Raw genomic sequence first — 15,843 nt, forward strand, 5'->3', positions numbered from 1 at the left:
CTAGCAAAATCCCAAACAACATAACCACTACGACTGGTTGGCGAAGCAGACTAGTCGCTAGCTTGTCCATAGATGCTGAAAGCGAAAGCATTTGCAATGGTCTATTTCCTTTGATTACTGGCCAATAATCTCGTAATTTTGTTTCAGTCGTTTCCTCTGCCAACCCATAAAATTCTTTTCGATCTTTCGCTGAAATACCAATGACAGCTAGAATTGCAAATACTCCAGAAAGAATAAGTCCAAAGCTATTTAATTCAGTAAATAAACCCATATTAAATTCACCGTGTTTTGCCATCAGATAAGATGAAATGAAAATTTGACCACCTGTAAACACACCTACATTATAAATTCCATCAAAAATTGCATAAAGCGGTCGTTGCTTTGGATTATTTGTCAAAGCACTTTGCGCTGCTTTTGTCACACTCGTTTGAAGTGAATAACCAATTTTGTTTATGATTAACATGGCAACAAAGAAAACTAATTGAAATGATTCTGGTAATAAATGGGTAATACTGTAAACAATTATGATCGTACCTGCTGAAATGATATTACCTAAAATAATCAACGGTCTGAATTTACCAAATTTAGACTCAGTTTTATCAATAATATACCCGATCGTTGGATCAATCAGTCCGTCAAATATGCGAGTCGCCATTAAAATTGTACTTATTAACATTACTGCGAGCCCAGCTATTCCTGTCGCATAATAAGTGACGAAGCCTAAAATAAACATATGAAGATTTGTTGATGTGTTATTTAATGTGAAAAAACCAACTTGCCATAACTTCGCTGAGTTATATTTAGGCTCAGTAGTACTTAACATAATATTTCCCCCTTTTTAGTACGTTTTTATTTATTACCCTTATCAAATACGAATCAGTCTTTTCTGTCCCCCTTTTAAGATTAATAGAAACTAATTATTTAGTTCGTTAAACTAATCAACTTCCTAAGTAAATAATAAATGTAAGCGCTTTAAAATGCAATCTATTTTTTAAAAAATTCTGAAAATAAATACAAACATAAAAATAGACTCCATATGCTAGTTGTAAGTGAAAGCATAGAGCCTATTCTACTTGAAAAATAAGAAGCCTTTTAGATTACTCGTTATAGTGATTTTCCCAATTCAAGATGTTTTTTTCTCATTCTCTATTTGGACTAACGAATTTCTTTTAATCCAATATTGAAAACTGTCTAACGGAAAGACACCTCTGCGCTTTGAATTATTCATTTGGATAACAACACTACCTCCTTCTGTAATTTCGATAATTTTTAATTTGTCCGAGTTGCTGATATTAGGGATAAAGCTTCCTTTCATGACAAATTCCATATTGTTAGATAATTTCATCCTATTAACCTCCTTGAAGAAAATAAATGATCTTTCACAGATTCATAAATAAGATCCCCTTTTTTGGATGAAATATCCATAAATGTTAATATCTTTATTTGTTCCTTGTGGTGAGGGATAAATTCACCATTACAGCACAATTTCAAAGAGGAGGATATTCGTAGTTGGATTCATTATTTGCTACAATAACGGTAGCGAATGGTTTATCAAGAGAGGAGTACATCGATGACAACAAAAGTAAGTGAAACAATCCAGCTAATTAAAGAACTTGTGGAAATACCAAGTCCATCAGGTAATACAAATCAAGTAATTACTTTTGTGGAAAAGTATTTAAGAGATGTTCAAGTTGAAATGAAACGAAATCATAAGGGTGGCTTACTTGTTACGATTCCAGGAGTTGATAATGAACACCATAGAATGCTAACAGCACATGTTGATACGTTAGGAGCAATCGTAAAAGAGATAAAATCAAGTGGAAGATTAACGATTGATTTAATTGGTGGTTTTACTTTTAACTCAATTGAAGGTGAGTATTGTCAAATTGAGACAATAAGCGGGAAGACCTACACTGGTACGATTCTTATGCATCAAACATCAGTTCATGTGTATAAAGAAGCGAGGAAACTGGAGCGTAATCAACAAAATATCGAAGTAAGAATTGATGAAAAGGTACATAATGCAGAGGATGTACGACAACTTGGAATTGAGGTGGGGGATTTTATTTCATTCAATCCGCGCGTTGAAATAACTCCAAGTGGATTTATAAAATCTCGTCATTTAGATGATAAAGCGAGTGTTGCGATCTTGCTGCAGCTTATTAAAAGAATTTCAAATGAAAAAATGGCACTACCATATACGACACATTTCCTTATTTCCAATAATGAAGAAATTGGTTATGGAGGTAACTCAAATATTCCTTCTCAAACAGTTGAGTATTTAGCTGTGGATATGGGAGCAATTGGAGATGGTCAATCAACAGACGAATTCACCGTTTCAATCTGTGCAAAAGATTCAAGTGGTCCTTATCATTATGGGTTAAGGAAAAAATTAGTAGAGATTGCCAGGCAAAATAATATTGACTATAAAGTGGATATATATCCATATTATGGATCTGACGCGTCAGCTGCCATTCGTGCGGGTCATGATATTGTTCACGGTTTAATAGGCCCTGGAATTGACGCTTCACATGCATTTGAAAGAACACATAGCTCGTCATTAGAGCATACAGCAAGCTTGCTGTATTATTATGTTCAATCGGAAATGACTTATTAAAAACAATACAATAATAAAAAGGCTAGCTCATTTTTTAAGATAAGCGTATAAATTTTTGACTAAGTTTTCGTGTCCAGCTCCAGCGCCTAGCCCCTCTTAGGTCATAAGCCACTCAGGAATTGAAGGCAAAGAACACCTTCTATTCCTGAGTGGCTTATTTGCCCAAGGCTGAACAAGGCGCTTGCGCTTTTCTTAGTTGGCCTTTTGTATTCAAACTCGATTCATTAACTTATAAGTCAGTAACGTACCTCCAAGAAGGAGAATTGATAATAATACTATCATACCATAACCAATTTCATCAGTTAATGTAAGTAGATAGATAATAAGGACAATATCCGTAAGAATCGATCCAATTAAGAGTACCTTAGGTGATCGCATCTTGTGCTCCTTTCTGATAACTATTTTCATATAAAAAAACGAGGGCAAAAGCCTCTCGTTTATTCTACGTATGCGATAATTCCTTCATCATCATCAAGGACCAATTCAAGTGCTGCTGAAAAGGGATCGATACTCATCTCGGTTTCAAGCCAATAACGTAAAGCTTCAATAATATTTGCAGTGATTAATACTTGCTTACGGTCATTGACATATGCCTCAGCGGAAAATCCATAATCATCATCATACATTAATTCAATTTCAACTTCCTGAGGTGTGATTTGACGTTTATGTGCGATGTGTAAACAAAGGGCGTTAATAATGTCTTGCTCGGAAACTTTTATTTTCCCCATAATGTATCTTCCTCATTTTTACGCTTCTTCTTGAAATAAGTAAATAGTTTACGAATGATAAAAATAATAGCGAAAATAGCAAGAACATTGACAAATAATCCAAGTATAGAGCCTAACATTCCTAGGTTACTAAGCAAACCACCAAATAATAATCCAGCTAGTCCACCTAATAATAGGCCCTTCATCAAGCCACCGCCCATACTTGGCTTGGCATTTGTGTTATTTTTTGTCGTTGTTGATGATTTTTGTTGTGTATCATCTTTTTTAATTAAGGAAGGGCTATTAGTGTTTGAATTGGTATTTGAATTAAAGGATTTTTTACCTGATTTATATCCTTTTGCACTAACCGTTGATACCTGATCACCGAGCATAAAGCCACCAACAGGTGTGGAGATTAGTGTAAGTACAAGCATTGCAGAAAATAGTTTTTTGAACATTGTGTGTTACCTCCTTATAATATGCATCATCAATTAGAGATGGCTCAATCTCCATCAATGACATTAGTAATACGGATTAAAATGAAAAAGGTTTCGTAAATATAAAAAATTTTATTATAAAAAATAGGTTATAGAGCACAAAAGTGGTAGAGCCAATAACAAGAGGCTTGAGATTTCTAAAACTCTACTAATTATAGAAGGTCTTCGATTTTATTGCAATCTAATTATCGTAGATGACACAGGTATGTTTTTTTAAAAGTATTGGCAAAAAGCTTAAAACGCTTGAGGGAATATTTTCCTCAAGCGTTTTGGTGAGTGTTACTATTATGCTATTTTCGATGTAATACTTGATGTCATTTAAATAAATCATCCTGAGAGAATTATCGTTATTTTAAGATGCTTTTGTTTGAGGTTTGTTAAAATCCTCTGCAGGTGTTGCACGCTTTGCAAAGAAAGTAAGGATGAGGGCAATGCAAATGATTCCGACTGAAACGAGGAATGCATCGTTTATACCTTCGATCATCGCTTTATTTTGCAATTCTGTTAACAGAGCTGTACTAGGCTGTTCGGTTAGTTTGCCCATTTCTGTTGCTGCCATTTCTTTTGCATATGTTGCTGTTCTTGTGGACATCACGGTAATGAGCAGAGCAGATCCAATCGCTCCAGAAACCTGTGACAATGTATTGTTCAATGCCGTTCCATGCGGATTGTATTTTGCTGGTAATTGGTTCAAGCCATTCGTCATAATCGGCATCATAACCATTGAAATTCCTAACGATCGAATCGCGTAGATGATAAGTAGCTCAGTGTATGACGTATCCATTGTTAAGTTGCTAAACAAATACGTTGTAAAAGCTGTCAGAGCAAAGCCGATAATCCCGAGGGATCGTGCACCATATTTATCGAATAACCGGCCAGTAACGGGAGACATAATCGCCATAATAATCGCACCAGGGAGTAAAAGAATTCCTGAATCTAATGGTGAGAAACCGCGAATGGTTTGAACATAAATTGGCATTAAAATCATTCCGGAAAACAAGGCGATGTTAAGCGCGATCGATATCACAGCAGATAACGTAAATAAAGGATATTTAAAAATCCTGAATTCAAGCATCGGTATTTCAAGTTTAAGTTGACGTAAAATAAATAAAACGAGACAAATTACTCCGAGCAAGATGGTACCGTACACCTGCAGACTTCCCCAACCTTGCTCTCCAGCGATACTAAAGCCATACAATAGTCCGCCAAAACCAATACTTGATAACAACACCGATAATGCATCAATTGCAATGGTTGATTTTTCTTTTTTATCTTTTAACAGAAAGAAACTAAGTACTAAAACAGTAAGAGCGATTGGTGTGACAATATGAAATAGCATTCTCCAGTCAAAATGTTCGACGATCCATCCCGATAAAGTCGGACCAATTGCTGGAGCAAAAGTCATGACTAATCCGAATATCCCCATGGCTCTACCGCGCTTTTCAACAGGAAAGCTTGTTAATAGTACATTCATTAGCAAAGGCATCATAATCGCTGATCCAATAGCCTGAATCATGCGAGCTACAAGTAAGATTGGAAAAATATGAGCGACGCCTCCAATAATCGTTCCAATTGTAAACAAAGAAATTGCCGTTAAAAACAGCTGGCGAACTGAATATTTTTGAATGAAAAATGCAGTAGTAGGGATGACGATTCCGTTGACTAACATATAGCCCGTCGTGAGCCACTGAACAGTAGTTGGGGTAACTTCAAGATCTACCATGATTGAGGGTAATGCAATAGTTAAAAAGGTTGAATTTAAAATCGCAACAAAGGCTCCTGCCATTAATACCGCCAATATTCCATAAGGCGGACGATTTATTGATGTTTCCATTTATTTCTCCTCCATAAACTTCCCGTTCAATTTTTATACCTTGATTATATTAAACCCAAAGTACAACTTTTGCAATAAAAAAGCATAAAGAGAATAAGGTTTGTAATAATGTAGTAAATAAGTTAGTATATTTTTAGACTATTTGTACAATATATATAAGGTGATGATTATGAATAAACGTAAGCAGCATGTAATCAAACATGCACACGAACTTTTTATCGAAAAAGGCTATCAATTGACCTCAATCCAGGATATTTTGGAATACAGTGGCATTTCTAAAGGTACATTTTATAATTATTTTTCTTCTAAAAGTGAACTTTTACTAGCTGTTTTTAAAATGATTCATGACAAGTTAAGGAAAGAACGCAACGAATTACTAATTGGGCAAAATCCATCAGATATAAGCATATTTATCAAACAGCTTGAGTTAGAAATGAGATTTAATAAACAAAATAAATTGTTTAGTTTATTTGAAGAGGTATTTGTATCCAATGATGCGGAATTAAAACAATATATCCAACGTTTCCGTTTAAACAACATACACTGGGTCTATCTTCGTTTTATTGACATTTTTGGTCAGGATAATAAACCTTATTTGCTCGATACCACTATTATTTTTTCAGGTATCCTTCATAGCATGATAAGAAGTAATTTTATGGAAGAAAATGCATCGGATAGAGTGAATGTATCTGAAATCATCCAGTACTGCGTGAATCGAATTATTACGATTGTTGAAACTGTATCAAAATCAGGAGAGCAAATTTTTCCACCTGAATGCTTAAATACATGGCTACCTGCTAGAGATGAAAATGAGCATGATTTGAAAAGTGAGTTGCTACATGCTGCTTTAGTATTAAAAAATATCATTAACAAAAAAATCAACGAAGAACATGAACAAACGATGTACTATGAATATCTGGAATTTATTGAAGATGAGTTGTTACAAACAAGAAAACCACGTAAATTTTTGATTCAAAGCACATTTGCTTCCTTTAAGGCAACAAGTCACCACGAAATCATTCAGGAAATTATCAACTTTGAAAAAATGGCAGAAGATTATTTACAACAGTTGGAAAATACATTGGATTAAAAGGAATTAAGATAAATGATATTTTAGCTGAATGATTGTGAATTTTGGTCCTTAGGGCCTTTTTTTATTTCTGCATGTGGACAACTTCCCGATTCTTTTACTCTTACATAAGAAGGAGTAGAAGCTAGGAGGGGATGTTATGAGTTTAATTATCGGTGCAATCAGACCACATCATGCCCATTTTTATTCTACAGAAACAACCGTTAGCAAGGATCATTTTCACAATCTTAAAGGTTTTACCAAGTCTGTAAACGGAAATAGCTTTGACCGACATTTTCATCTATTTCGCGGGATTACTTCCTTTGATAATAAACATTATCATCGCTATTACGGAAAAACAGGTCCAGCGATACCGTTATCAGATGGTGGACACTATCATGAGTTTGAGAACCGGACGTATTATAATTATAATGAACCACTTGAGGTGGAATTTGGCGGCATTTTATATGGAGAACAGAATCGTCCAAAGCACGAGCATTTTTTTATAGGGAGAACATATGAAACTGTAGGAACCGATCCTTTCTTCAGTAGTATACTTTATACAAATAAAAGCATTTAGGGAGATAAGCAAAAATTATTGCTATTGGGTTCTTTTTTGGAGTACCCGTATCTATTTATAAGACCTATATCCGTGGCCGAACTAACAGAGCAATTCACTCTGTTTTTTTTTTTTTTGCATTCTGAAAGTGAAAACTTTCATAGACCGGATAAAAGCCAATTTGAAGAATAAATGATGGAAGATTCTCTATAATCTAGATGGAATTGTTTAATGTATTAAAAATTGGAAAAAAGGCATGATAATAGAGGAAATCGTGAATGCTTCAATTTATAGCATCCAAAACATGGAGTGTTGAAAAATGAACAATTCGTGGAATCGGTTAGTAAAAAAACTGAAAAAAGGAAAGCAAACATTAATGTATGAAGATCTTGGGGACAAAACTAACAGTTACGATATCAGTAACCATTTAGATGAAAATCTTAAAAATATTAGAGAAGCCTTTGGCAACAGTAGTGATTTAGGTGTACGTGAGTTTAAAATGGGGAAACCTTCCTTGCATAACGTTGCGATTATTTTTATTAATGGGTTAGCAGATAAGGAGATCATTGGCGGTAATATCATAGAAAGACTAATGGGAAATGTGGACGATTCTGAAAAAGTTGATCCCTACTCACCTAGTCAATTATTTACATACATTAAAGAAAATATCTTAACAGTTGGAACAGCAGAGGTAGTAACAGAATTTAACAAGCTGTTAGGTACCCTTTTATCCGGTGAAACAATTCTTCTGATTGATGGCCAGAATCAAGCCATTGCCTGTTCTGCACAAGGTGGAGAGTTAAGATCCGTTACAGAACCTACGACAGAACCAGCTGTCCGGGGCCCAAAAGAGAGCTTCGTTGAATCTCTTGTTACGAATACAGCTATGGTTCGTCGTAAAATTAAAAGTCCGAATCTATGGGTTGAAACGAAAACACTAGGGAAGATCACTCAAACAGATGTGGCAATTATGTATGTAAAAGGACTTGTTAATGACAAGCTTCTTACTGAAGTAAAAGAGCGTTTAGGGAAAATTGAAGTAGATGAGATTATTGGTTCTAATACAATTGAAGAATGGATAAGTGATGATATTTGGACACCTTGGCCAACTATGCTCGCAACAGAGCGGCCAGATGTTGTGACAGGTGAATTATTAGAAGGGCGTGTCGTAATATTTATTGAAGGAACACCAAATCCTTTAATTTTACCTGCGACATGGATGCAATTTTTGCAAACGTCAGAAGATTACTACTTACGTTGGAGTATAGCAAGTTTTTTGAGATTACTAAGATTAGTTTCATTCATCATTACCCTTTTGGGTCCGTCTCTTTTTATTGCATTTCTATCGTTTCATCCAGAATTGATTCCAACCTCTTTATTGGTTAGCCTGGCTGCACAAAGGCAAGCAATACCTTTTCCAGTATTTATAGAGGCTTTGTTAATGGAACTGACATTTGAAGTGCTGAGGGAAGCTGGTGTTCGTATGCCTCGTCCAATTGGTCAGGCCGTTTCCATTGTTGGTGCACTTGTATTGGGACAGGCAGCTGTTGAGGCAGGTATTATTTCGAGTGCAATGGTAATTGTCGTGGCAGGAACGGCAATCGCCAGTTTTACCATCCCACATATTGCGATGACGGATGCAGTACGTTTACTTCGATTCGTAATGATGTTGCTTGCGGCTTCTTTCGGTCTTTATGGAATTGGACTTGGAGTTATTGTTTTAGTGGCACACACATGTAGCGTACGAACGTTTGGTATTCCGTATTTGGCTCCTTTTGCCCCACTCATTATCTCTGATTGGAAAGATACTTTTATACGGGTGCCAAAACCATATTTGTCAACACGTCCTCGGTTAATTAGCCAAAAGAAAACAAAGAGGGTAGGGAATAGTCAAACACGTGGACCGTCGCCAAGAGAAAATCAAACACAGGACAACGTATCAAAGAGGGATTCAAATGAAACATAGACCATTCATCATGTTATTAATGATTTTATCGATCGTATTGTTGTCGGGCTGTTGGGATCGCGCGGAGTTGCAAGATCTCGATATCGTAAGCGCTATCGGAATAGATGAAGGTAATGATGATGTAGAAAACAGATACCAGGTGACGGTTCAAATTGTAAATGAGGGGCAAATATCCGGTGCTACGCAAACGGGGCAAGCAGGGATGTCTCCTGTTACAACATATAGTGCTACAGGAAGCACCATTTCGGAGGCAATTCGGAAAATTGCACCAATGGCGCCTCAGGATCTTTTTTTTCCTCATGTTCAATTAATGGTCATTGGGGAGAAGATGGCAAGAAATGAAGGAATTCAAGATTTATTTGATTTGATTGAACGTGATTCCCAATTTCGGACGCTTTTTCCCATTTTAATTGTAAGAGATCATACTGCAAAGACTTTACTTCAAATCACAACCCCTTTAGAGAGCATTCCTTCAACCAAAATTGTTGGTGGCTTGGAATCCAGCAAGAAGGTTTGGGGAGAGTATGCAAGCACCCGTGCTGATCAAGTTATTCAACAATTAAACGGAGAGCAGGCCAATATAACAGGAGTTGTGATTAATGGAAACCCGGAAGAAGGTAATAATTTAACAAACATTCAACGAATCACTCCAGAGGCAGATGTAGAAATAAAAGGACTTGCTATTTTTAAGAAGGGTAAACTTAAAGAATGGTTAGAGGAAGATACTGCTCGAGGTGCTACCTGGATTAATAATGAGTTGACTGAAACCATTGTCAATCTAGATTGTGAAAAGGATAAAAAGGGGTTGGCGGTTGACATTATGCGCTCCAATGCAAAAATAAAATCGGAAATAAAAAACAAAAAGCCAGTTATTCATCTCACAATTCGAACAGAAGGTCACATCTCAGAGGTCCATTGTCCGGTAGATCTTAGTAAACATAAAACGATTGAAAAACTTGAAAAACAGTTGGAAAAGGAAATAAAAGAGGAAGTCATGCTTGCTATAGAAGCCGCTAAAGAACAAAAAGCTGATATTTTTCGTTTTGGCGAAACTATTAACCGTAAGGACCCAAAATTATGGAAGAAGATCGAGGGAAAATGGAGTGATGAAATATTTCCCGAGACTGAGGTAAACGTAAATATTAAAGCGTTCATCCGACGATCAGGCTTGCGAACAAAATCATATATAAAATAAGGGGAAAGTCTAATGTCAGAAAAGGGGGCTTATAGTCGATGGATAAAGCTAAATTGAGTGCCATTCAATTATTTGCCCTGATGTTTATATTTGAACTTGGTAGTGCGCTTGTTGTAAGTCTAGGTATTAGTGCAAAAAAGATGCTTGGCTTGCTATTCTTTTAGGGATGTGCGGTGGAATTGTCTTGTTTTCAATTTACTATTTATTATATCGCCAATATCCTACCCTTATGTTAACCGGATATACAAGGAAAATATTCGGTAAATATGTTGGGTGGGTTGTTGGTTTGTTATATGTCGTTTTATTTCTATATGGTGCATCCAGAAATGTACGTGACTTCGGTGATTTGTTACTTTCATCTACCATGAACGAAACACCGGTATTAGCGATAAATATCTTAATGGTTCTTGCGATTTGTTATGTGCTTTATTTAGGGATAGAAGTATTAGCAAGGACAGCTGAAGTATTGATTGTTAGTCTAGTCTTTTTTGGTTTAATAGGAAATCTTTTTATTTATTTTTCAGGGAATATCGATTTCCAAAATTTGCAACCTCTTCTTGAACATGGATGGGAACCAATAATAATGACAGCTTTTAAGCTAACGACTTTTTTTCCTTTCGGTGAATTAATAGCCTTTACGATGCTACTTCCATATTTAAATCAATCTAAACTAGTGAAAAGAGTTTGGTTAACAGCCTTAATTGCAAGTGGACTGATTTTAAGTTATACCTTAAGTTTAAATATCGCCGTTCTTGGTGTTGATCAAGTGGAGAGATCTACGTTTCCTTTGTTATCAACGATTGCCAAAGTCAACCTTTTGGATTTTATCCAAAGACTGGACGTCCTTGTCGTTTATACTTTTTTAATTACAATGTTTTTCAAGATATCTATCTTTTTATATTGTGCAGTGATTGGAATCGCTGATCTTTTTAAGGTGAAAAATCATCAACAAATTATTTTTCCTATTGGAGTTATTCTCACCATTTTATCTATGATGATTGCTTCAAATTTTGCCGAGCACGTTGAAGAAGGATTTAATATCGTACCCTACACTCTTTATATTCCTTTTTTTGTCATCGTACCTTTACTTATGCTAGTTGTTTCTTTAATTCGTAATCATATTAACAAGCAAGCGAGCTAGAATCCAAGTAACGAAGGGGAATGTTGGACGATGGAAAAAGCCAAAATTAGTGTCATTCAATTTTTCGCTCTGATGTTATTGTTTGAGCTTGGAAGTGCGCTTGTTATAAGTCATGGAATGGATGCGAAAAAAGACGATTGGCTAGTGATTCTATTAGAATGTGTGAGGGAATCGTTTTATTTTTAATTTACTCCCGTCAATATCCGAACCTGCCATTTACCGCTTATGCGAGGAAATACTCGGCAAATATTTAGGGTGGATGATTGGGGTGTTATACGTCATTTCCTTAATTTATATTGCTGCTCGGACTTTGCGTAGCTACGGTGACTTGTTACTTTCATCGACTATGCCGAAAACACCATTGTTGGCTCTCAATACTAAGAACGACAATTTTCAAACTTGCTGTATAGCGCTTAAAAGCAGTCCGCTTGTAATTAAGGCCGACAGCCAAACTTTTTTCGTTAATTCTGGTCGATAAAAAAAGAAGAATCATAGTGAAGACGAGTGCCTCTCCGAAAGGAAAAGAAATAACGACTGGAAAGGCCGACTTCACTATGATTCTTCCTTATTTAAATCGATCTGAATCTGTAAAAAAAGATTGGTTGTCAGCTTTAATATCAAGCGGGATTGCTTTAAGCTATACAACGGCTTTAAATATCGCTGTTCTTGGTGTCGAAGCAGTGGAGAGATCTACGTTTCCTTTATTAACAACCATTGGAATGGTAAATCTGTTGGAGTTCATTCAACGACTTGATGCGATTGTAGTTTTTCCTTTGTTAATTACGGTGTTTTTCAAAGTCGCGATTTATTTAAGTTGAAAAATTATCAAAGTATTCTTTTACCAACTGGGATGGCGCTCATTTTTTTTCAATGATGATTTCCTCTAATTTTGCGGAACAAACGGAAGAAGGTACCGCCGGAGACTACCTAGCTGTCCCTCTTCTTTTAATTCTTCCTTTAATCATGATATTTGTTGCCATTATTCGAAAACTCTTCAAGAAGAAAGCTAACTAGATCCATTTTTTTTTGCTTTATTTTTTTTGATGATCATAATTTGTTGTCCAATTGTTAGCAAAAAAACAAATATTATCATCACATACTCTCCGGCTTCAATTACCCAAAATGGGCTAAATAAATGGGTAATTGAGTGAGATAGGCTAAAGCCTAAAAGTACGTCCATTAACACACTAAGTGCAGAGCTTAATATCAAAATGAATACAAAGATGCCTAAGACTTTCATAGGTTGATTTCTCCTTATTTTTCATGAAGTAAAGATAGTATTTGTCATAAGGGGAAAAAATAATAAAAAATCATTATGGACAAAGGTGCTACAAAATGAAAAAAGGGAAAATCAAGAGAGTTGCCGAGATTTTTGAATAGGTATCCTTCCATTCGGTCACTAGCATTTATGTTTTATTGGTAATTTTTTGTTAATTAAGGTGATTCCAGTGCTCATTTTTCATTATTGCCGAGATAAATTGAAAAACGAATTTAATTTAGTGTACATAGTCATCTATGATTGAGGATTCAAAAAGTAAGAAGTTCGAAGTATGAAGATTAGAGGAACAGAGAAGTCAAGAATTTTTAATGAATTGTAAAGAGAAACCACAACTTTTGCTTTACAAGGTGAAAAAGCACTGGCAATTCTATTGTTGGATAATTTCACCTGTTATAAAGTATTTGGAGTTATTTTTATATATTGTAATAAGAAAAACCACAAAAATTTGAAAGGGTATTGTGGTGAATAATACAAATTTTTGTGGGGAAAATATCTAAAAAAGAATAGGAATCATATTAGTTTAGTCGTACAAGAAGCTTTGTTTGAAGAAACGCACTAGGAAAAGAATGAGGAGCTGTGCATGAGTCAGATTAACATGAGGGTACCCCCTAATTCAATACTTGGAGAAGACAAGGAAGGATAGGGGGGATAAACCGACCGTAGAAGTTAATGTAAGTAATACTAAAATTAGTAGAAAATGAATAAACCCACCCTTTGAGTTAGTCTCCTTTATTTAACGGTAAACTACAGTATTTTCCGATTCTAAATTTTTCCACGACCATATCTAAATTGTGCATTCAGTTGACCTTGAAGCATCTTTTTCTTAACTGCTGCTTCACTTTCACGCTTCTTTTCTTTTAATCTCATTTCTTTTAAAATTTCAGTTGTTTGAACACCGTCCTCTCTTTTATCTGCGATATCCATTAAAATCTCGATATCATTGAACGAGTATTTTCTTGTCCCTCGTTCGTTTCGATAAGGTGCGATTAATTTCCTTTCCTCATAATAGCGAATTTGTCTTAAGGTTAGTCCGGTTAATTCACTTACTGTGCCAATTGTGATAACCTTCTTATCCTTATAAGAGCGGTCTTGCTGTTCCATTCCCCCACCCCTTAAAAGAAACATTCTGTAAACAATTATAACATGACATGTGATGTAATTCCTTATAATTGTAATAAAATCTAACAACAAAAATCACATGTTATATTATATCACATTGTAAATGTAACGAATTGTTAAATAAATTACAATAAGGTAAAGGAATTATTTTTAAAATATTACGGATTTACTGGGGGTGAGCCTCTCGAAAAGGTCCTGTTATCAACTAAACTTAATCTTAATCTATTAAATTAATGGGCTACATGTTTTATGTTCTCATGATAATGGGGAACGTTTGTAGTGGGAAGGTATTGCAATAAATGTGAGGGTTAATAGTATAAAGCACTAGCTTGATCATTACTCAAAAGATGTTTAGAAAGCTGTAGTGAAAGATTGTCTCAGAAGGCTAGTTGAAATAGTGCAGTAATGTCTTCAAATTAATCTGTTTTGAATTGTAAACTGTCAAGGTATTCATCGAGATTCCGTCAAAAATTCCCTTAAATTATTGTTGTTGTTTGGCTTATAGTGATTTAGATGAAACGTTCGTTCGGTTATCAATAACCTCTTTGGCTAATACTTTAATCGTCATAGTTTCAACCCTTTCATTTGTTGAAACTATTCTTTACATTTTTACGACACTTTAAATAAATTTTACAACTAGAAAATAAATCTTAACACTTTATTAACCGTCAGATAACAATTCTAAGGTAAGTTAAAGATAGAAAAAATTTTTTAGGGAGTTGAGTGCCATGGGCAAGAGGATACAATTTGCACTTGAAGAACAGAGAACTTATTATTCCCAAAAACTGCTGGTGATTGGTGTGTATAATACACAAGTATTAAATAATATGACCCTTTCCGAGCTTAAAAATGAATATAATTACTTTTACCGTAATGACCCACAAGTTAAACGAAAAGGTTCAGCGTCAGTATAGTAATGAGAAATGACAATTGAGGCTCCGATCTTTTAGAGGACGGGGCTCTTTGGCTATTTGATGTAAAGATAAATAAAAAAGTGGAGTCATTTTAAGGTTTTAGATTTCGTTTTGGTAACTAGATCCATTGTCTAATCATTCGGTTGTTCAAAAGTCGGTTAAGATTCTTCTCCGTTTGTTACTATTTCAATGAAAAATTGATTGAACGTATTTGTTAGATATGTGTGTTTGTGTTGGACGTTTTTTACCTTTTCTTCAATTATAGGGATGATATCTTCAATATAAATATCCAGTTGCTGTGATTTGAAATATCGATACCCTCCTTTTTTTGCTTGAATTAATAACTCGAATTGATTTATCATAACAGGATCATTTAAGTAATGATGGAATAGTGATGTTATATTAGATATAGGCATCTTCCCATATTCTACTATCCATAAACAATTCACTATTGGTCGCAAAATATTTAGATATCTTTTAGTAGAATCCTTCTCTTCCTTTCGTAAAGATTGAAGATTTTTCTTAGCCATATTTACATAATGATAAATTGTTGAGGATGAAGAGAATGCTAAATCTGCAAATTCCTTAAGCTTTGTTGTGAATACTTCATCACACAGATAGACAATGGGTGAATGAATCCATTCAAGAATGGTAGTGTTTGATTTTTGTAAAAGCTTTAGAGATTTTTTTAAGTCCCATCCAATGATTTCAATCCTTGCATTCAGCGTTTCTTCAATCGTTTCTGACCCTTCATAAAGTTGTAAGTACCAATTTATCTTACGAATATAGATAAAACGAACATCGTAATCACTTTTGTCTGAATGGGTCCCCCAAGCACGGCTCCCTGATTCACATGCAAAGAGAATTTTAATATTTTCTCGTTCTTCCAGCTTTTTTAACGCTTTAATAATGGTAAGATTCATTGAAAACCTCCATACTCAACTAC

The 15,843-nt window shown here is 35.0% G+C and carries 20 protein-coding genes; 11 read left to right on the plus strand and 9 right to left on the minus strand.

The genetic code is table 11. The features are described 5' to 3' along the window. Together K9V48_RS15985 and K9V48_RS15990 are read right to left on the minus strand one after the other, a co-directional pair. Positions 1-823, minus strand: an 823-nt coding sequence (locus K9V48_RS15985; RefSeq protein ID WP_224140031.1) for an MFS transporter, incomplete at its 3' end; no start/stop codon positions are given. 300 nt (positions 824-1,123) lie between these two features. Next, positions 1,124-1,345 carry a hypothetical protein gene (locus K9V48_RS15990; RefSeq protein WP_224140032.1) on the minus strand — a complete coding sequence of 74 codons (222 nt, stop codon included), beginning with the start codon at positions 1,343-1,345 and terminating at the stop codon, positions 1,124-1,126. Positions 1,346-1,570: 225 nt separating this feature from the next. Here K9V48_RS15990 and K9V48_RS15995 point away from each other — a divergent pair, with 225 nt between their 5' ends. Continuing rightward, positions 1,571-2,617, plus strand: coding sequence for a M42 family metallopeptidase (locus tag K9V48_RS15995; RefSeq protein WP_224140033.1), 1,047 nt, complete (start codon positions 1,571-1,573; stop codon positions 2,615-2,617). 210 nt (positions 2,618-2,827) lie between these two features. Here the strand turns inward: K9V48_RS15995 and K9V48_RS16000 are convergent, their stop codons facing one another. The 4 genes from K9V48_RS16000 to K9V48_RS16015 form a co-directional block, all read right to left on the minus strand. Next, positions 2,828-2,995, minus strand: a complete 168-nt coding sequence (locus K9V48_RS16000; protein WP_224140034.1) for a hypothetical protein — start codon at positions 2,993-2,995, stop codon at positions 2,828-2,830. Between the two features lie 59 nt (positions 2,996-3,054). After that, positions 3,055-3,345 (minus strand): YxcD family protein, encoded by a 291-nt coding sequence (locus K9V48_RS16005; protein WP_224140035.1) that lies wholly within the window; start codon positions 3,343-3,345, stop codon positions 3,055-3,057. After that, complete coding sequence (locus tag K9V48_RS16010) at positions 3,333-3,782, minus strand: hypothetical protein (protein WP_224140036.1); 450 nt, start codon at positions 3,780-3,782, stop codon at positions 3,333-3,335. Before K9V48_RS16010 ends, K9V48_RS16005 begins: the two co-directional genes overlap by 13 nt. A gap of 391 nt (positions 3,783-4,173) precedes the next feature. After that, positions 4,174-5,655 carry a DHA2 family efflux MFS transporter permease subunit gene (locus K9V48_RS16015; RefSeq protein WP_224140037.1) on the minus strand — a complete coding sequence of 494 codons (1,482 nt, stop codon included), beginning with the start codon at positions 5,653-5,655 and terminating at the stop codon, positions 4,174-4,176. A 169-nt stretch (positions 5,656-5,824) separates the two neighbouring features. On the opposite strand from K9V48_RS16015, the gene K9V48_RS16020 reads away from it, so the two are divergent. The 9 genes from K9V48_RS16020 to K9V48_RS16055 all read left to right on the plus strand — a co-directional run bounded on the left by K9V48_RS16020 (position 5,825) and on the right by K9V48_RS16055 (position 12,403). Further along, entirely contained in the window at positions 5,825-6,745 is a 921-nt protein-coding gene (locus K9V48_RS16020) for a TetR/AcrR family transcriptional regulator (protein ID WP_224140038.1), read from the plus strand. Between the two features lie 139 nt (positions 6,746-6,884). Then, complete coding sequence (locus K9V48_RS16025) at positions 6,885-7,304, plus strand: YmaF family protein (protein WP_224140039.1); 420 nt, start codon at positions 6,885-6,887, stop codon at positions 7,302-7,304. Positions 7,305-7,602: 298 nt separating this feature from the next. Then, on the plus strand, positions 7,603-9,249 hold the full coding sequence (locus tag K9V48_RS16030) for a spore germination protein (protein WP_224140040.1): 1,647 nt from the start codon (positions 7,603-7,605) through the stop codon (positions 9,247-9,249). Next, on the plus strand, positions 9,239-10,444 hold the full coding sequence (locus K9V48_RS16035) for a Ger(x)C family spore germination protein (protein ID WP_224140041.1): 1,206 nt from the start codon (positions 9,239-9,241) through the stop codon (positions 10,442-10,444). Before K9V48_RS16030 ends, K9V48_RS16035 begins: the two co-directional genes overlap by 11 nt. A 38-nt stretch (positions 10,445-10,482) precedes the next feature. Next, the gene (locus K9V48_RS29105; protein ID WP_263432855.1) at positions 10,483-10,608 is read left to right on the plus strand and encodes a hypothetical protein; all 126 of its coding nucleotides are present in this window, start codon (positions 10,483-10,485) and stop codon (positions 10,606-10,608) included. Between the two features lie 20 nt (positions 10,609-10,628). Next, positions 10,629-11,585 carry a GerAB/ArcD/ProY family transporter gene (locus K9V48_RS16040; protein ID WP_263432856.1) on the plus strand — a complete coding sequence of 319 codons (957 nt, stop codon included), beginning with the start codon at positions 10,629-10,631 and terminating at the stop codon, positions 11,583-11,585. 30 nt (positions 11,586-11,615) lie between these two features. Next, positions 11,616-11,771: a GerAB/ArcD/ProY family transporter gene (locus K9V48_RS16045; RefSeq protein WP_224140042.1), complete on the plus strand. Its 156-nt coding sequence runs from the start codon at positions 11,616-11,618 to the stop codon at positions 11,769-11,771. Positions 11,772-11,820: 49 nt separating this feature from the next. Next, a complete protein-coding gene (locus K9V48_RS16050) occupies positions 11,821-12,063 on the plus strand; it encodes a GerAB/ArcD/ProY family transporter (RefSeq protein ID WP_224140082.1) in 243 nt (80 codons plus the stop codon). Positions 12,064-12,079: 16 nt separating this feature from the next. After that, positions 12,080-12,403 (plus strand): GerAB/ArcD/ProY family transporter, encoded by a 324-nt coding sequence (locus K9V48_RS16055; RefSeq protein WP_224140043.1) that lies wholly within the window; start codon positions 12,080-12,082, stop codon positions 12,401-12,403. Between the two features lie 188 nt (positions 12,404-12,591). On the opposite strand, the gene K9V48_RS16060 is transcribed toward K9V48_RS16055, so the two are convergent. Together K9V48_RS16060 and K9V48_RS16065 are read right to left on the minus strand one after the other, a co-directional pair. After that, on the minus strand, positions 12,592-12,825 hold the full coding sequence (locus tag K9V48_RS16060; RefSeq protein ID WP_224140044.1) for a YczF family membrane protein: 234 nt from the start codon (positions 12,823-12,825) through the stop codon (positions 12,592-12,594). Between the two features lie 801 nt (positions 12,826-13,626). Next, the gene (locus K9V48_RS16065) at positions 13,627-13,965 is read right to left on the minus strand and encodes a MerR family transcriptional regulator (RefSeq protein WP_224140045.1); all 339 of its coding nucleotides are present in this window, start codon (positions 13,963-13,965) and stop codon (positions 13,627-13,629) included. Between the two features lie 746 nt (positions 13,966-14,711). Here K9V48_RS16065 and K9V48_RS16070 point away from each other — a divergent pair. Further along, the gene (locus tag K9V48_RS16070) at positions 14,712-14,897 is read left to right on the plus strand and encodes a stress protein (protein WP_224140046.1); all 186 of its coding nucleotides are present in this window, start codon (positions 14,712-14,714) and stop codon (positions 14,895-14,897) included. A gap of 158 nt (positions 14,898-15,055) precedes the next feature. Here K9V48_RS16070 and K9V48_RS16075 read toward each other — a convergent pair whose 3' ends face one another. Beyond that, positions 15,056-15,820, minus strand: a complete 765-nt coding sequence (locus K9V48_RS16075; RefSeq protein ID WP_224140047.1) for a nucleotidyltransferase domain-containing protein — start codon at positions 15,818-15,820, stop codon at positions 15,056-15,058. Positions 15,821-15,843: the final 23 nt, after the last annotated feature.

The organism is Metabacillus rhizolycopersici, assembly GCF_020075705.1.